The organism is Streptomyces sp. NPDC054840 (genome assembly GCF_053611065.1).
This window is the reverse complement of sequence record NZ_JBSGZP010000082.1, coordinates 1-16,745: the sequence shown is the minus strand read 5'-3', so window position 1 is coordinate 16,745 and position 16,745 is coordinate 1. Positions and strand designations below refer to the sequence as shown.

16 protein-coding genes and 2 tRNA genes are annotated in these 16,745 nt (G+C 70.3%); 3 read left to right on the top strand and 15 right to left on the bottom strand.

Annotation, left to right across the window (positions count from 1 at the left end):
- Positions 1–29: 29 nt before the first annotated feature.
- The 8 genes from ACWGIU_RS09005 to ACWGIU_RS08970 form a co-directional block, all read right to left on the bottom strand.
- Positions 30–102 (bottom strand) — tRNA-Ala (locus tag ACWGIU_RS09005).
- A 131-nt stretch (positions 103–233) separates the two neighbouring features.
- On the bottom strand, positions 234–467 hold the full coding sequence (locus tag ACWGIU_RS09000; RefSeq protein ID WP_008738908.1) for a hypothetical protein: 234 nt from the start codon (positions 465–467) through the stop codon (positions 234–236).
- Positions 468–611: 144 nt separating this feature from the next.
- Positions 612–684 (bottom strand) — tRNA-Ala (locus ACWGIU_RS08995).
- Between the two features lie 122 nt (positions 685–806).
- Complete coding sequence (locus ACWGIU_RS08990; RefSeq protein ID WP_453703824.1) at positions 807–1,463, bottom strand: histidine phosphatase family protein; 657 nt, start codon at positions 1,461–1,463, stop codon at positions 807–809.
- Positions 1,460–1,906 (bottom strand): ribosome silencing factor, encoded by a 447-nt coding sequence (gene rsfS / locus ACWGIU_RS08985; RefSeq protein ID WP_030008628.1) that lies wholly within the window; start codon positions 1,904–1,906, stop codon positions 1,460–1,462. The genes ACWGIU_RS08990 and rsfS overlap by 4 nt, the downstream gene beginning before the upstream one ends.
- A gap of 119 nt (positions 1,907–2,025) precedes the next feature.
- Positions 2,026–3,738, bottom strand: a complete 1,713-nt coding sequence (locus ACWGIU_RS08980) for an LCP family protein (RefSeq protein WP_453703822.1) — start codon at positions 3,736–3,738, stop codon at positions 2,026–2,028.
- A 24-nt stretch (positions 3,739–3,762) separates the two neighbouring features.
- On the bottom strand, positions 3,763–4,380 hold the full coding sequence (gene nadD / locus ACWGIU_RS08975) for a nicotinate-nucleotide adenylyltransferase (RefSeq protein WP_453703820.1): 618 nt from the start codon (positions 4,378–4,380) through the stop codon (positions 3,763–3,765).
- Between the two features lie 55 nt (positions 4,381–4,435).
- Positions 4,436–4,603, bottom strand: coding sequence for a hypothetical protein (locus ACWGIU_RS08970; RefSeq protein ID WP_033224011.1), 168 nt, complete (start codon positions 4,601–4,603; stop codon positions 4,436–4,438).
- 139 nt (positions 4,604–4,742) lie between these two features.
- Between ACWGIU_RS08970 and ACWGIU_RS08965 the strand changes: the two genes are divergently transcribed.
- The gene (locus ACWGIU_RS08965; protein WP_453703818.1) at positions 4,743–5,834 is read left to right on the top strand and encodes a M48 family metallopeptidase; all 1,092 of its coding nucleotides are present in this window, start codon (positions 4,743–4,745) and stop codon (positions 5,832–5,834) included.
- Here ACWGIU_RS08965 and ACWGIU_RS08960 read toward each other — a convergent pair.
- From ACWGIU_RS08960 to ACWGIU_RS08930, 7 genes are all read right to left on the bottom strand, one after another.
- Positions 5,818–6,999, bottom strand: coding sequence for an SCO2583 family membrane protein (locus tag ACWGIU_RS08960; RefSeq protein WP_453703816.1), 1,182 nt, complete (start codon positions 6,997–6,999; stop codon positions 5,818–5,820). The two genes, ACWGIU_RS08965 and ACWGIU_RS08960, sit on opposite strands and share 17 nt — an antisense overlap.
- 68 nt (positions 7,000–7,067) lie before the next feature.
- Complete coding sequence (locus ACWGIU_RS08955; RefSeq protein WP_453703814.1) at positions 7,068–7,619, bottom strand: SCO2584 family spore wall biosynthesis protein; 552 nt, start codon at positions 7,617–7,619, stop codon at positions 7,068–7,070.
- A gap of 77 nt (positions 7,620–7,696) precedes the next feature.
- On the bottom strand, positions 7,697–8,974 hold the full coding sequence (locus tag ACWGIU_RS08950) for a glutamate-5-semialdehyde dehydrogenase (protein WP_453703812.1): 1,278 nt from the start codon (positions 8,972–8,974) through the stop codon (positions 7,697–7,699).
- Positions 8,975–9,303: 329 nt separating this feature from the next.
- Positions 9,304–9,780, bottom strand: coding sequence for a hypothetical protein (locus tag ACWGIU_RS08945; RefSeq protein ID WP_453703810.1), 477 nt, complete (start codon positions 9,778–9,780; stop codon positions 9,304–9,306).
- Between the two features lie 29 nt (positions 9,781–9,809).
- Positions 9,810–10,937, bottom strand: coding sequence for a glutamate 5-kinase (proB, locus tag ACWGIU_RS08940; RefSeq protein ID WP_453703808.1), 1,128 nt, complete (start codon positions 10,935–10,937; stop codon positions 9,810–9,812).
- Positions 10,938–11,028: 91 nt separating this feature from the next.
- Positions 11,029–11,496, bottom strand: a complete 468-nt coding sequence (locus ACWGIU_RS08935) for a GtrA family protein (protein WP_453703806.1) — start codon at positions 11,494–11,496, stop codon at positions 11,029–11,031.
- Positions 11,493–12,494, bottom strand: a complete 1,002-nt coding sequence (locus tag ACWGIU_RS08930; RefSeq protein ID WP_453703804.1) for a glycosyltransferase family 2 protein — start codon at positions 12,492–12,494, stop codon at positions 11,493–11,495. The genes ACWGIU_RS08935 and ACWGIU_RS08930 overlap by 4 nt, the downstream gene beginning before the upstream one ends.
- Positions 12,495–12,676: 182 nt before the next feature.
- Here ACWGIU_RS08930 and ACWGIU_RS08925 point away from each other — a divergent pair, with 182 nt between their 5' ends.
- Both ACWGIU_RS08925 and ACWGIU_RS08920 read left to right on the top strand, forming a co-directional pair.
- Positions 12,677–15,556 carry a bifunctional glycosyltransferase/CDP-glycerol:glycerophosphate glycerophosphotransferase gene (locus ACWGIU_RS08925; RefSeq protein WP_453703802.1) on the top strand — a complete coding sequence of 960 codons (2,880 nt, stop codon included), beginning with the start codon at positions 12,677–12,679 and terminating at the stop codon, positions 15,554–15,556.
- Positions 15,553–16,725, top strand: coding sequence for a glycosyltransferase (locus ACWGIU_RS08920; RefSeq protein ID WP_453703800.1), 1,173 nt, complete (start codon positions 15,553–15,555; stop codon positions 16,723–16,725). The genes ACWGIU_RS08925 and ACWGIU_RS08920 overlap by 4 nt, the downstream gene beginning before the upstream one ends.
- Positions 16,726–16,745 lie beyond the last annotated feature (20 nt).

Sequence of the window (16,745 nt, the reverse complement as noted above, 5' to 3'; positions counted from 1 at the left end):
CCCGATCCGGGTGGCCCGCTTTTTCACTGTGGAGCTAAGGAGAATTGAACTCCTGACCTCCTGCATGCCATGCAGGCGCTCTACCAACTGAGCTATAGCCCCTTGTTGTGCTTGCCGCTTCGGTTTCCCTTGCCGGTCCCCCTTGGCGACGTCCCAAACATTACACGGTCATGGCCCTGGTCCAAAAATCGGTTTCCACCGACCAGAGACCATGTCCGATTTGAGCCAACTTGTCACGCTCGGGCGAACTGATAGAACCGCTTGAGTGTGCAGTGCTCGTCGAGCAGCCGCCCATAGATCGGCTCCCCTTCCAGCTCACGGTACGTCTCGATCGGGTCGCCTTTTATGATCAGCGCCCGAGCGCATTCCTCGCACCAGTACTGGTAGTCGGGGTTGACCGGGTCCATGTCCCGCACGATCGGCGTGCCGTTGTTGCACCAGTCGCACCGGCGCCGGTGTGCACCCATCCGTAAGCGACTCCCTCCCGCGTCGGGCCGTCGTCTCCCCCTCCGGCGGTCACGATTCTGCCATGCCGGTGCGGGCCAGGTCAGCAAACGCAAAGGGTACAAAAGCAAGGATCCCGCCCCCTATTGGGGACGGGATCCTGATTGTGGAGCTAAGGAGAATTGAACTCCTGACCTCCTGCATGCCATGCAGGCGCTCTACCAACTGAGCTATAGCCCCGCTCTCCGCCGCGCTCCCCCGTCTCCGGTGTTCCGCGCTGCGAACAAGAAGAACTCTAGCCTGTGACCAGCCGGAAAGTGAAATCCGGCTGGCGGCCCCGCCGGGGAGCGGCAGAAGACCGCTCAGTCGTCGTCGCCGAGCACCGGTTCCGGCAGCGTGCCGGCGTTGTGCTCCAGCAGACGCCAGCCGCGCGCGCCCTCGCCGAGGACGGACCAGCAGCAGTTGGAGAGCCCGCCGAGGCCCTCCCAGTTATGCGAGTCCAGGCCCAGCAGGCGCCCGATCGTCGTACGAATGGTGCCGCCGTGGCTGACCACGACGAGGGTGCCGGACCGCGGCAGCCGGTCGGCGTGTTCCAGCACCACCGGCGCCGCGCGGTCGGCGACCTCGGTCTCCAGCTCACCGCCGCCGCGGCGGACCGGTTCGCCGCGCTTCCACGCCGAGTACTGCTCGCCGTACTTTTCGAGGATCTCGTCGTGCGTGAGGCCCTGCCACTCGCCGGCGTACGTCTCGCGCAGCGCCACGTCGTGCGCCACCGTCAGACCCGTGAGGGCCGCCAGCTCGGCGGCCGTGGCGGAGGCACGCCGCAGGTCGGAGGCCACGATGGCATCCGGCTTCAGCGAGGCGAGCAACCGCGCGGAGCGGCGCGCCTGCGCCACACCCGCCTCGGTCAGCTCGATGTCCGTGGAGCCCTGGAAGCGTCGCTCCAGGTTCCACGAGGTCTGGCCGTGCCGCCAGAGGACGATCTTCCTGCCGGACTTGCCCGAGGTGGTCGCGCTCAGAACAGATCACCGTCCAGTTCGTCGTCGCCCGCCGCCTCACGCAGTTTGGCGTGCTCCTCGGCCTTGCCGATGGTGAGCTTGGCGTCCTCGGGGAGCTCGATCTCGGGGCAGTCCTTCCACAGGCGCTCCAGCGCGTAGAAGACGCGCTCCTCGCTGTGCTGGACGTGGACGACGATGTCGACGTAGTCGAGCAGGATCCAGCGGGCGTCGCGGTCGCCCTCGCGGCGCACCGGCTTGGCGCCGAGCTCCTTGAGCAGGCGCTCCTCGATCTCGTCGACGATCGACTTGACCTGGCGGTCGTTGGGCGCCGAGGCGAGCAGGAAGGCGTCGGTGATCGACAGCACGTCGCTGACGTCGTACGCGATGATGTCGTGCGCGAGCCGGTCGGCCGCGGCCTGGGCGGCGGCGGTGATGAGCTCGATGGAGCGGTCCGTGGCGGTCACTGGCCATGCTTTCGGGTTGGCGGGCAGATCCTTACAAGGGTCTCATGTACCGCCGACACCGCCCGCGCGCAGCGTCGCGCGCGGGCGAAAGCCTCCCTCCGGACCGCTCCGGTGCCTGGTCAGGACGCCTTGTAGTCCTTGCCCAGGGTCACCACGATCTCCGCGTTCACCGTGTTTTCGCCCTTCTTCACGGCCGTCTCGGGCAGCCCCAGCGTCTTGGAGACCTCGATCGCGCGGTCGCGCTGCGCGTCGTCCTGGTAGGTGATCTGCGAGGTGGACGCGGTCTTGTCGGCTTTGCCGCCGTCGACGAAGGTGTAGCCGCCGTTCACCAGCGCCGCCTTGGCCGCGACCTGCGTCTTCTCGTCGCCGGTGGCGTCCTTGAGGCCGACGCGCGGGGCCGCTCCGGGCTGCGCCGCCGCGGCGGAGCCGCCCAGTACCTCCTTGACGACCGTCTTGTTCGCGTCGTCCGTGAGGGCGCCGTCCGCCTTCACCGCGAGGACGTCGGTGCGGTACGCGCCCACCTTGGCGTGCGCGCCGAGCCGCGACAGCATGGCCCCGAGGGTCTGCGCGTTCAGGGCCGGATCGAGGATCTGGCCGATGCTCTCGACGGTCACGGCCGCCGCCTTCGGGTCGCTCGGAACCTTGCGCAGCACCGCCTTGAGCACCTTGCCCACACGCTCCAGCTGCTTGGCCTCCGGTTCGCCCTGGCCCCGGAACGTGGCGTAGGCCACGGCCATCGGGCCGCTCAGGCTCTGCTTCTGGCCTTGGGCCACGGCCGGGGTCTTGGCCGCGTCGTCGGCCGGGACCGCGGTGTCGGTGTCGACCTCGATGCCGCCGACCAGCTCGACCAGGTTCTCCAGGAAGGGGGTGTCCAGGCGCCAGGTGCCGCCGATGTGGGTGCCGAGCACGGAGTCGAGGGCCTCGCGGGTGCCGAGACCGCCCTCCTCGACCGACTTGCCGAGCCCCGTCGCCGTGCCGTCCTGGCCGGTGATGGCCAGGGTGTTCGGCAGCAGGACGGTGGCGCCCTGCTTGGTGGTGACGTTGTCGACGAGCAGCGCCGTGGAGGTGCCGCCCTTCTTGGTGTTGTGCAGGTGGACGACGATCATGTCCCGCTTCTGCGCGCCGGCGTCGGCGGTCGCGCCGGTCTTCTTCTCGCCGGGGCCGTCGAGGAAGGGCAGTTTGCCCGCGTACCAGAGGTAGCCGAGGCCGCCGACGGCGAACAGGGCGAGGACGACGATCAGTGCCACCACCCGGTTGCGGCCGCGGCGGCGGGCCTCCTCGCGGCGTTCGGTGCGGCTCTCGGTGAATTTGAGCCAGTCGATGACGTCCTCGGAGTCCTCGTCCGGCTGGTCGATGAAGGCGAACATCTCGGTGCGGTAGTCCCGGTCCGCCCCGGGCTCGTGGTCGTGCTCGCCGCCGCGCGCGCCGCCGCCTTCGCGGTCCGGTCGGCGCGGCTCGGGGACCTGGGCGGCCGGGCGCTCGGCAGGGGCCGGGGGCTCCGGGGCGGTCTGCTGCGGGATCCACTGCTGGGTCTGCTGCGTGTCGTACCCGTAGGCGGGAGCCTGGTGGTAGTCCTGCTGCTGCCCGTACTCCTGGGCGGCCGGCTGCTGCGGGTAGTACTGCTGTTGCGGCTGCTGCGGCCGGCCGTAGCCCTGGTGGTCGTAGCCGTACTGCTGCTGCTCGTACTGCTGCCCGTACTGCTGCGGGGCGGCCGGAGCGGGCTGGGCGGGCTGCGCGGGCACCTGGCCGTACACCGGCCGCCCGTACGCGTCGTAGCCGACGAGCTGCTCCTGGGCGGCATACGGGTCGTACGGATCCTGTCGGTCGTTCACCGCGGGGCCCCTCTCTCCGGAAGCTCAGGCTCCCCGGTACAGCTCACGCTTGTCGATGTAGCGCACGACGCCGTCCGGTACCAGGTACCAGACAGGATCCCCCTGGGCCACTCTCGCACGGCAGTCTGTGGACGAGATCGCGAGCGCGGGCACCTCCACCAGGGAGACGCCGCCCTTCGGGAGCCCGTCGTCGGTGAGCAGGTGGCCCGGCCGGGTGACTCCGATGAAGTGGGCGAGCGAGAAGAGCTCTGCGGCGTTTCGCCAGGTCAGGATCTGTGCGAGCGCGTCGGCACCGGTGATGAAGAACAGATCGGCGTCGTCGTTCTGCGCCTTCAGGTCCCGCAGGGTATCGATGGTGTATGTCGGCCCGCCGCGGTCGATGTCGATGCGGCTCACCGAGAACTGGGGGTTCGAGGCGGTGGCGATGACCGTCATCAGGTAACGGTCCTCGGCCGGCGACACGGCACGCTGCGACTTCTGCCACGGCTCGCCCGTCGGCACGAACATCACCTCGTCGAGGTGGAAAAGGGCGGCCACCTCGCTGGCGGCCACCAGGTGTCCGTGATGGATCGGGTCGAACGTCCCGCCCATCACGCCGAGCCGGCGCTTGACCGGACCGGTAGGCAACTCCTGCTCTCCCATGAGCGCAGAGCCTACTGGCCCGGCGGACGCGGCGTTCCCGGCGGGTTCGGCGGGCTCAGCGGTCCCGGTTCAGGCGCGTGGTGACCCAGAGCATCAGCATCAGGATGACGAAGGCACCGCCGCCGGTCAGGTACGGGTTCAGGCTGTCGTGGTTGCCGCCGTGCTGCTCCGCCCCCTCCGAGGCGAGGACGACCAGGTTGTGGGCGGTGGTGGAGAGGCTCATCAGGCAGATACCTATCGAGTCGGGAGCGAGCAGAGACTTCGCTCACATCGTATGCGGGGGCCTGGGGCACGCTCACGCCGACTCAGGCGTTGGAGAGGATAGACGCAGGGTCGAGCAGGTCCATCCAGGGGAGGGCGCAATGACGGAAACAGGGTTCGAGAAGGCACCAGCGCGGGACCGCAGGCGGTTCCCCGGTATTTCGTCGCGGGCGTACGAGCATCCGGCGGACCGCTCGGCGCTGGTGGCACTGCGCAGGCTGAGCGGCTTCGACACGGTGTTCAAGGTACTGAGCGGGCTGCTTCCGGAGCGGAGCCTGCGGCTGCTGTTCCTGTCGGAGTCGGTCCGCGTGGGCGAGACGCAGTTCCCGCACCTGTACGCGATGCTGCGCGACGCCTGCTACATCCTGGACCTGGAGAAGGTTCCGCAGATGTACGTGCAGCAGGACCCGAACCCCAACGCCATGTGCATCGGACTGGACGAGCCGATCATCGTGGTGACCACAGGCCTCGTCGAGCTGCTCGACGAGGAGGAGATGCGGGCGGTGGTGGGCCACGAGGTGGGCCACGCGCTGTCGGGGCACGCGGTCTACCGCACGGTCCTGCTGTTCCTGACCAGCCTGGCGATGAAGATCGCATGGATCCCGCTGGGCAATGTGGCGATCATGACCATCGTGACGGCGCTGCGGGAGTGGTTCCGCAAGTCGGAGCTCTCGGCCGACCGGGCCGGTCTGCTGGTGGGGCAGGACGTCCACGCCTCGATGCGGGGGCTGATGAAGATCGCGGGCGGCAACCACCTCCACGAGATGAACGTGGACGCCTTCCTGGCCCAGGCCGAGGAGTACGAGTCGAGCGGCGATCTGCGCGACTCCGTGCTGAAGATCCTGAATCTGCTGCCCCGGACGCACCCCTTCACCACGGTGCGGGCGGCCGAGCTGAAGAAGTGGGCGGAGAGCCGCGACCACCAGCGGATCATGGACGGCCACTACCCGCGGCGGGACGAGGACAAGGACACCTCGGTGACGGACTCCTTCCGGCAGTCCGCCGCGCACTACGCCGACTCGGTGCGCACCAGCAAGGACCCGCTGATGAAGCTGGTGGGCGACATCGCGGGCGGCGCGGGCGACCTGGGCGGCAAGCTCCGCGACAAGTTCACGGGAGCCGCCGGCGCGGGAGCCGGAACAGGAGCCCGCAGCGCGCCGCAGGACAAGAGCGGAGCTACGGAGCAGAGCTGACGGGAGCGGCCTGCGGGGGCGGGGACGGCGGCGCGGGCTCGGTCGCGGGCGGTGTCGCGGGCGGTGCCAGGACGCCGCACAGCCCGGCCGTGCGCCGCGGTCGCCCGCTGGCGTACGGGTCGCTCGCGGCGGGGCCCACCGTGGTCGGGCCGACTCCGGCCAGGAGCGGGCGGAAGGCTCCGGCCGGGTCGGCGGAGCAGTCCTGCGGCCCGGCCATCACGTAGGCCGAAGCCAGCTCCAGCCGCCGGGCCGTCAGGTCGTCCCGGTCGAAGCGCAGCCGCAGTTCGCGCCGTACGGTGAACAGCGAGGCGCCGTCGGCCGCCGCCGGGGATCCGCCGGCGGGCCGTACGGCGTAGACGAAGGTGTGGTCGGAGGTGACCTCCAGCCTGTCCGGCGCCACCTCTTCGAAGGCGAGCGTGCCGCTCACCCGGACCCGGGAGTCGGCCACGACGGCGGTGGCCTGGTCGAAGCGGACCAGCCAGCCGGTGGCCGCATGGCGGCCGTCGCCGGAGGGCGAGGTCATGCTGCGGTCGAACTGCGCCAGCTGGTCGGGGTCGAGCAGGACGCGCACCGGGCGGGCGGCCGCTCCGGCGAGGATGTCGGGGTCCAGCGAGGACTGCACCAGGTAGTCCTTGGCGATCGACAGCGCGGCGACGACCTGGGCGTCGGTGAAGTGGTGTGTGCGGCGCACGGCGGGCAGGGTGATGCCGGCCGCTCCGACGCGGTAGTCGGCGGCGGGGCTCTTCGCGTACAGCTCGGCGGGGCGCCCGCCGGGCACCACGGTGGTCGGTGCGAGCGGCACCACAGTGCTGGTGAGCGCCGGGGCGGGTCCCCCGGCCGGGGGCAGGTAGGGATTGCGCAGCCCCAGGTAGACGGCGGTGGCGAAGGCCGTGGCGATGAGCAGCACGAGCAGCATGCCCTGCCGTGCGCCCCGGCCGGGGGTGCTGGTCCGGGCCGCGGAGCCGCCGCCGGACCAGATGGATCGGCTGCGTACGGCACGGGCGTGTTCGCCCATGCGTTCCTGCGCGGAGTACTCCTGGAGCCGGGCAGCCCGGACGAAGTCCTCGTCGAACACCACCGACCGGTACTCGTCCGACCGGAAGTCGTCATCTCCCCCGCCCATGCCCTCGGGGGTGCTGTTGGGTGGATCTCCTGGCACGGCCATTGCTTCTCCCCGCTGTCCCCGCTTCAGAGAAGCCCCCAGCTCCAACGTAAGGGAGTGGGGTCGTATCTTCAGGGTTGGCGAACGGAGGGGTACGTAAACGCGCCGACACCGGTGACTTCACCCCTGGGGGTGCTGGCGGGCGCCGGAGCGGGGTCCGCCTCGCCCGAGGCACTGCGGTAGACGGCGCTGAAGGCGAGCGCGACCATGCCGAGGCCCATCACGAAGGCGAGTACCCAGGCGACCGGACGCAGCCACGGGGCGCGGCCGCGATAGGGCCGCAGACTGCCGCCGTACGCCCCGTACGGGCCGTCCGCGAATCCGTAGCCGCGGTCGTGGTCCCGGCCGTGGTCGTCGTCGTACCCGTCGGGATGGCCGTATCCGTAGCTGTCGTGGTCGTCGTCGCCCGTCCAGCCGCCGGCCACGGCACGGGCGGCTTCGGCCTCCGCGCGCGCTCGGTCCGCCGCTCGCTGGCGCTCGGCGGCGCTCGGTTCATGGATCTCGGCGTTCCGGACGAAGTCCTCGTCGAACACCACGGAGGCGAAGTCGTGATCCGCGCCTCCGCGGTCGTCGTCGGGCTCCCCGTCGTCCGGGAACGGCTTGCCCCCCACGTCGTCCGGCACGGGACCAGCCTAGACCTGGGGGGCCACCTTGGGCAGGGTGTGCGCCGAATTCCGGCCACACCGCGCTCAGGTCATCACTACCGAACGTGACCGTCACCGGTGACGATGTACTTGGTGGACGTCAGCTCGGGAAGGCCCATCGGGCCCCTGGCGTGCAGCTTCTGGGTGGAGATGCCGATCTCCGCGCCGAAGCCGAACTGGCCACCGTCCGTGAACCGAGTGGATGCATTCACGGCGACCGTGGTCGAGTCGACCAGTTGGGTGAAGCGGCGCGCGGCGGCCTGCGAGGTGGTGACGATCGCCTCGGTATGGCCGGAGGTCCAGCGGCGGATGTGGGTGACGGCGTCGTCGAGCGAGTCCACTACCCCGGCGGCGATGTCGTAGGACAGGTACTCGGCGGCCCAGTCCTCGTCCGTGGCGGGCAGGGCGGTGACCTTGCTTCCCTTGGCCGCGGCGAGGACCCGTGCGTCGCCGTGGACGGTGACGCCGGCGTCGGCGAGCGCGTCGAGGGCGCGAGGCAGGAAGGGGTCGGCGATGTCGCGGTGGACGAGGAGGGTCTCGGCGGAATTGCAGACCGACGGCCGCTGGGCCTTGGAGTTGATGAGGATGTCCACCGCCATGTCCAGGTCGGCCTGGGCGTCGACATAGACGTGGCAGTTGCCGGTACCGGTCTCGATGACCGGGACGGTGGACTGCTCGACCACGGTCTTGATGAGGGAGGCGCCGCCGCGCGGGATGAGCACATCGACGAGGCCGCGGGCGCGCATCAGCTCGCGGACGGAGTCGCGGGACTCGCCGGGGACGAGCTGGATCGCGTCGGCGGGCAGGCCGGCGCTCTCGACGGCGTCCCGCAGGATGGCGACGAGCGCGGTGTTGGAGGAGTAGGCGGAGGAACTGCCGCGCAGGAGGACCGCGTTGCCGGACTTGAGGCAGAGGGCGGCTGCGTCGACCGTGACGTTGGGGCGGGCCTCGTAGATGATGCCGACGACGCCGAGCGGGACGCGGATCTGGCGGAGGTCGATGCCGTTGGGGAGGGTGTTGCCGCGGACGACCTCGCCGACGGGGTCGGGGAGGGCGGCGACGTCACGGACGTCGGAGGCGATGGCGGCGACCCGCTCCGGGGTCAGGGTGAGGCGGTCGATGACGGTCTCGCTGGTGCCGGCGGCGCGGGCCGTGTCCGTGTCCACGGCGTTGGCGGCGATGATCTCGGGCGTACGGGCCTCCAGCGCGTCCGCGATCGCCAGCAGGGCGGTGTCCTTGGCGGACCGCGGGAGTGGGGCGATGGCGGCCGCGGCGGTACGGGACCGCTGCGCGGTGGCGAGGACGGGCGAGGTGGCGGCATCGAGCGAGGTCATGCCGCCCAGGGTAGTCCCCTGCCGGTACACCGCCGCTGGGGTTCCACCCCGCGAGACGGCCTCCGGCCAGGTCGGCGGGGTGGGTACGGGGCCGCTGCGCGGAGCCGTCTCCCCGCCCCGCCCCCTGCCCCCTCGCCGTTTCCCCGGGCTCCGCCCGGACCCCGGTCCTCAAGCGCCGGACGGGCTGAAAGTCCCGGGGCTCCGCCCCGGACCTCGCTCCTCGAACGCCGGACCGGCTGGGTGGTCCCGGACCGGCCGGATGAGTCCCGGACCGGCCGGATGGGTCCCGGACCGGCCGGATGGGTCCCGGACCGGCCGGATGGTCAGGGCTAGTACGGGTGGACGCCCACCGGGTGGGCCGGGGGTGGACCGTAGCCCTCCGCCACGCGCTGGTGGTAGGTGGCGCGGTCGATGACCTCCAGGCCGACGATCTCCCAGGGCGGGAGCTGCGCCGAGGAGCGGTGTTCGCCCCACAGGCGCAGGGCCACGGCCGCCGCGTCGTGGAGGTCCCGGGCCTCTTCCCAGTAGCGGATCTCCGCGTGGTCGTCGGCGTACCGGCTGGTCAGCAGGAAGGGGTGGTCGTGGGCCAGTTGCTCCAGCCCGCGCCGGACCTCGGACAGCGGGGCCGACTTGCCGGAGACGCTCAGGGTCACGTGCCACAGCCGCGACGCGTGGTCCTGCTCCTCCCCACCACCGCCGCCGCCGTCACCGTCCCCTGTGCCGACGCTGGTCAGCGCTCGTCTCACCAGCCGCCTCCTGTCTCCGCCACGCGGGTCCGCCCGCCCCCTCACAGTTGACCAGTCCATTGGCCGCCGCGCTGCGCTTTTGGCGAACCTCAGCCCTCCAGCAGGACCAGATCGTCCCGGTGCACGACCTCCCGCTCGTACGCGGGTCCGAGTTCCCGCGCGAGCTCGCGAGTGGAGCGGCCGAGGAGCTGCGGGAGCTCCTTGGCGTCGAAGTTGACCAGCCCGCGGGCCACGGCTCGGCCGTCCGCGGAGCGCAGTTCCACCGGGTCCCCGGCGACGAAGTCACCCTCGACAGCCGCGATCCCGGCGGGCAGCAGCGAACTGCCGCGCTCGGTGACCGCCCGGACGGCGCCGTCGTCCAGGACCAGGTGCCCCTGCGGGGTCGACGCGTGCTGGAGCCAGAGCAGCCGGTCCGCCGACCGGCGCCCGGTGGCGTGGAACAGCGTGCCGGTGCCCCGTCCGGCGAGGGCGTCGGCGGCCTGGCTCGCGGAGGTGAGCACCACGGGGATCCCGGCGGCCGCCGCGATGCGGGCCGCCTCGACCTTGGTGACCATGCCGCCGGTGCCGACGCCCGCCTTGCCCGCGCTGCCGATGGAGACGTGCGCGATGTCCTCGGGCCCGCGGACCTCTTCGATGCGCGTGGTGCCGGGCTGCGACGGGTCGCCGTCGTAGAGGCCGTCCACGTCCGACAGGAGGACGAGGAGGTCCGCGCGGACGAGGTGCGCCACGAGGGCCGCCAGCCGGTCGTTGTCGCCGAAGCGGATCTCGTCCGTGGCGACGGTGTCGTTCTCGTTGACGACGGGGAGGGCGCCCATGGCGAGCAGTTGGTCGAGGGTGCGGTAGGCGTTGCGGTAGTGGGCGCGGCGGCTGGTGTCGTCGGTGGTGAGGAGCACCTGCCCGACGCGGACGCCGTACCGGGCGAAGGAGGCGGTGTAGCGGGCGACGAGCAGGCCCTGTCCGACGCTCGCGGCGGCCTGCTGCCGGGCCAGGTCCTTGGGCCGGCGGCGCAGGCCGAGCGGGGAGAGCCCGGCGGCGATGGCTCCGCTGGAGACGAGGACGATCTCCTTCTCGCCTCCGCTGCGGGCCTTGGCGAGGACGTCGACGAGCGCGTCTACCCGGTCGGCGTCGAGTCCGCCGGCCGCGGTGGTCAGGGAGGAGGAGCCGATCTTGACCACGATCCTGCGGGCGTCCACGACACCTTGCCTAGCCGCTGACACGTCTGTCCCCTTGCCCCTTGCCGAAATGCCTGTTGCCGAGATGCCTGCCGTCTCAATCTACGGGGTGGGCACCGGGGGCTGCTCGGGGGTTTCAGCCCCTGGACGAGGACCCGGCCGAGGACCCCGCCGACGGCCCCGCCGCAGACCCCGCCTCGACGGGAGGGGCCTCCTCCGCCCGGGCGGTACCCGGGACGAGGATCTTGCGGGAGAGCAGGAAGGTGAACGGGATGGCCACGACCGCGGCGACCAGCGGGGCGATCCTGGTGTCCAGCCCGGCCCAGGTCACCAGTGCGTAGAGGCCGACGGACTGGATGACGAAGTTGGTGATGTTCGTCAGCGGGAAGAGGAGGAACTTCTTCCAGGTCGGCCGGGTCCGGTAGGTGAAGTAGGTGTTCATGAAGAACGAGCCGACCATCGCCAGTACGAAGGCGAGCGAGTAGGCGGCGAAGTACGGCATCCACGGGTGCAGGAGCAGGTAGATGACGAAGAAGGTGCCGGTGTTGACCCCGCCCACGAGGGCGAATCTGAACACCTGGCCGAGCTGGTCCTTGCGGCTCATCGGGCGCTGCGCTCCACGATCGTAGGCTCTGCGACCGGGGCCGCCGGCCGGTCATCGGTCCGCGGGAGCGGCTGTGCTCCGTGCGATTCCTTCACCAGGAAGTGCGGCCTGCGCTTGGCTTCGTAGTAGATGCGGCCGATGTACTCGCCGATCAGACCCAGCATGATCAACTGTACGCCGCCCAGCCCCGTGATGATGGCCACAAGGGTGACGTACCCCGGGGACTCGACGCCGTTGGTGATAGCCATGATCGTGATCCACAAGGCGTACAGACCGGTCAGGGCGACCAGCGACACGCCGAACCAGATCCCGATCCGCAGCGGCCTGTTGTTGAAGGAGATCAGGCCGTCCATGCCGTAGTTCAGCAGGGCACCGAATTTCCACTTCGTCTCGCCGGCCTCGCGCTGCGCGTTGCGGTAGTCGAAGTGGACGGTGTCGAAGCCGATCCAGGAGAAGAGGCCCTTGGAGAAGCGGTTGTACTCCGGCAGCGACAGCAGGGCGTCCACGGCCGGGCGCGAGAGCATGCGGAAGTCGCCGACGCCGTCGGTGAGCTCCACGTCGACCCAGCGGTTGACACCCCGGTAATAGAGGCTGCTGAGGGCGGAGCGGAGCTTCTTGTCGCCCTCACGCGTGCGGCGGGCGATGATCTGGTCGTGTCCCTGCCGGTAGTGCTCCAGCATGGTCGCGATGAGTTCCGGCGGGTGCTGGAGGTCCGCGTCCATGATCACTACGGCGTCGCCCGTGGCCTCGCGCAGGCCGGCGAGCATGCCGGCCTCCTTGCCGAAGTTCCGGCTGAAGGAGACGTAGCGGGTCCGGTCGCCGTGTTCGGCGGCGATCTTCCGGAGCTTGTCGAGGGTGCCGTCGCGGCTTCCGTCGTCGACGTAGCAGACCTCGTACTCGACGGGCAGGGCGTCCAGAACCCGGCGGATCTCCACGTCGAAGCTGTCGATGACGGCCTCTTCGTTGTAGCAAGGGACAACTACGGACAGCTTCGTCATGAACACTTCCTGCTGGATCCGAACGGGTGATTGTCGGCGGCCGGACCCGCCTCTCACCACTTCCTTAGAAGTATGCACGGCGAGGTCGGACGAGAGTCGGGCTGCCGGAGTCGAGGGCGGCACACGGTAGCGTGGACGAGATAAGCGGAATCAAATCAACGTAACGAAACGAAGGGATCGAGGTGCACGTGCCCGACGTCTCCGTGGTCGTCATCGTCTACAACGACGCAGAGCGTCTGCCGACAGCAGTCCGGTCGGTTCTGGACCAGACCCTGCACAGCGTCGAAGTCGTGATCGTCGACGACTGCAGCAAGGACCGCTCGTACGCGGTCGCCCAGGAACTGGAATCCGCACATCCGGGGAGAGTGCGCGCCTTCCGGCTGCCGGAGAACAGCGGCGGCTGCGGTGCGCCGCGCAACCACGGCATCCAGCAGGCCACCGGAACGTACGTGATGTTCCTCGACAGCGACGACGTGCTGGAGCGGAACGCCTGCCGGAACATGCTGGACGCCGCCGAGCGGACCGGATCCGACCTGGTCTCGGGCATGTGCGTACGCGTGCACCTCGACAACCGGTGGGGCAAGACCACCGAGTGGTACCCCTGGATCTACTCGCGCACGCGCACCCTGGAATCAATCACCGAGGACCCGGACCTGCTGGTCTACGACACCCTCTCCACGAACAAGTGCTATCGGCGCGAGTTCCTGCTGGAGCAGGGCCTGGAGTTCCCGGTCGGCATCCACTACGAGGACCTGCTGTTCTCCGCGCAGGCCTACGTGGCCGCCCGCCGCATCACGCTGATCCCGAACCACGTCTACTTCTGGAACGTGGTCGAGAAGGCCGCGGCCCTGTCGATCAGCAACCGGCGCCACGAGATCGCGAACTTCGTGCACCGGATGGAGATCCACCGCCGCGTCGACGCCCTGCTGGCCGAGAAGGGCCACACGGACATCAAGTCCGCGAAGGACGCCAAGTTCCTCAAGCACGACCTGGTGCTGCACCTGCGCGACCTGCCGCTGCTGAGCGACGAGTACCGCCAGGAGTTCGCCCGCCTCGCCAACGGCTACCTGGCGGGGATCGACCCGGCCGCGTACGAGAACGTCACCTACCTCCAGGCGATCTGCGCCTACCTGCTGGGCAAGGAGGACTGGGACAACCTGCTCCCGGCCGCCGACGCCATGACCAACAAGGGCCGGCTCACCTCCCCGCTCGCCGAGCGCGACGGCCGCGTCTACTGGTGCGCGCAGCACATCGACGGCGCCGACGGCGCCGAGGCCCGCCGGATACTGGACGTCACCGAGCAGGCCTTCCACACCACGCCGCTCACCTCCCTCACCCTGGGCAACCGGCTCACCTCCTACGAGGACGACGGCCGCGGCACGGTCACCATGTCCGGCTCCGTCGTGAACCCGCTGGGCCGCATCCCGGCCGACGCCGCGCTGAAGGCCACGCTCGAATTCCGGGCCCGCCGGCAGATCGGCGTGCGCTCCTTCAGCTTCCCGGTGGAAACCGTCCGCCACGCCGGTGACACGATCGAGTGGACCGGCACCGCCGACGTCGCGAGCACCGTCCGTCCGCTCGGCATCATCGACGCCGTCTGGGACGTCCGCCTCAAGCTGACCGCGGGCGGCGAACGGATCATCACCCGTGTCGCGATCGGCGGGGTCGACCTGGAGTCGGCGACCCGGCTGCGCGTGCGCCCGCGGCTGACCAGGCTGGTCTCCGACCGCTTCGGGCCGCAGATGACCAAGAAGGGCAACCTCAGCTACGTACTGAGCGCCGAGGGCGCCGCCGCCGTCCGTACCCAGTCGCTGATCAACAACGCCATACAGGGCAAGGCGGCCGGCGTGGTCAAGCGGGGCTTGCGCAAGGCACTGCGGGCCCGCCGGAACATGGGCTCCGGCGAGCAGAAGGTGAAGATCTACCACGAGGTCTTCTCGAAGCTGCCGATCAAGAAGGGCACGGTCGTCTTCGAGAGCCACATGGGCAAGCAGTACAGCGACAGCCCGAAGGCGATCTACGAGGAGCTGGTCCGCCAGGGCGCGCCGTTCGAGGCGATCTGGTCGTACGCGGGCGCCAAGCCCACCGGCTTCCCCAAGGAGGCCACCCTGGTCAGGCGCTGGGGCTGGCAGTACCTGCGTGCCCTCGCCCAGGCCGAGTACTGGGTCGACAACCAGGGTTTCCCGCTGGCGCTGGCCAAGCGCCCGGGGACCACGTACATCCAGACCTGGCACGGCTCGGCGCTCAAGCGGATGGGCTTCCACGAGCCCCGGACCAAGGCGCAGGGCCGGGCCGGCCAGGCCCGCTTCCAGGCGGCCGTCGACCGGTTCGACCACTTCCTGATCCGCTCCGAGCACGACACCCGGACCCTCGCCAAGGGCTTCCGGCTGCGGGACGAGGTGCTGCTGCGCACGGGCTACCCGCGCAACGACGCCCTCGTCGAGGCCCACCGGACCGAGTCCCACAGCGGTGAGCGGGTACGCGGGCCCCTCGCCGGCGAGCTCGGCATCGACCCGGACAAGAAGGTGCTGCTGTACGCGCCGACCTTCCGGGCGGGCGCGGACGGCGCGGTGGAGGGCTTCGCCTTCCCCTTCGACGTGGAGGAGTTCGCGGACCGGCTCGGCGACCGCTTCACGCTGCTGGTGCGGACCCATTACCTCAACAGCGTCTCGCTGCCGCCGTCCGTCGCGGGCCGCGTCATCGACGTCTCCCGGCATCACGACATCACCCCGCTGCTGGCCCTCGCCGACGGTCTGATCACCGACTACTCGTCCGTGATGTTCGACTACGCGGTCCTGGACCGGCCGATGCTGTTCTTCGCCTACGACTACGAGAGGTACGCGACGGACATCCGCGGCACGTACTTCGACCTGAAGGAGAAGGCGCCGGGCCCGGTGGTGGCCACGGCGGACGAGCTCCTGCAGGCGCTCGCCGCCTTCGAGGAGGCGGACGTCAAGTACGCCCAGGCACGGCAGCGTTTCCTCGCCGAGTTCGGCGAGTACGACCGTGGGGACGCGGCCCGCCAGATCGTAGAGAAGTTCTTCACCAGGAGCGGCAAGTGAACCAGCAGACCGTCGCTCCGGGCGGCCGTGACATCTTCATCGTCTCCAACAACGTCGACGAGATCGGCGGCGTGACCACCTGGTCGCACCAGATGGCCCGGCAGTTCACCGATCGCGGCCACCGGGTGCACATCGTGGGCATCGCCCCGGTAGCCGACGAGATCCGGCAGAAGCTGCCGCAGGGACTGCCGTACGAGACGACCACGCTCTACGACGCGCACCCGCCGTCGGCGCGCCGGCTGCGGGGGATCAAGGGCCGGCTGAACGCGCCCGAGCGGCGCCGCCAGGCGGCCCGGCGGGCGCAGATGCGGCTCAAGGCCGAGCAGCTGAGCGAGCTGCTGCGGGCGGCCCGTCCGGGCGGTGTCGTCATCGTCACCCAGGTCTGGGCGATGGAGTGGGTGGCGCTCGCCGACACCAAGGGGCTCACCGTCATCGGGATGAGTCACGAGTCGTTCGAGGCCAGCCAGAAGTCCACCCGCGGGGAGCGGGTCCGCCGCTTCTACCCGCAGGTCGACCGGCTGCTGGTGCTGACCGCCGAGGACGCGGACCTGTGGATCCGGGCGGGCATGGAGAACGTGGGGAGCATGCCGAACCCGCTGCCCTTCATGCCCGACTCCCCCGCACCCCGCACGGAGAAGGTCGTGGCGTGCGTCGGCCGCCTCGCCTTCGAGAAGGGCGTCGACCTGCTGCTCGACACCTGGGCGGACGTCGCGCCGCACCACCCCGACTGGACCCTGCGGATCTACGGGGCGGGCGTGGAGGAGGCGACGCTGAAGGCGTACTGCACCTCGCTGGGCCTGGACGACTCCGTGGAGTGGATGGGCAGCACCGACGACGTGCTGGGCGCGCTGCGCGGGGCCTCGGTGTTCGCCCAGGCCTCACGGGCCGAGGGCTTCCCGATCACCCTGCTGGAGGCGATGGCGGCGGGCGTGCCGGCGGCCGCCTTCGACTGCGCGCCGGGCGTGCGGGAGATCGTCGAGCACGGCGAGGACGGGCTGCTGGCCCGGCTGGGCAACACGATGGAGCTGGCCGGGCACCTGCGTGTGCTGATGTCCGACCGTGAGCTGCGCGACCGGCTCGGGGACAACGCCTTCCGCTCGGTGCAGCGGTACTCCAGCCCCGAGATCACCGACCGGTGGGAAGAACTGTTCTCCTTCCTGGAGCGCTGACCGCACCACCACGGCACCCC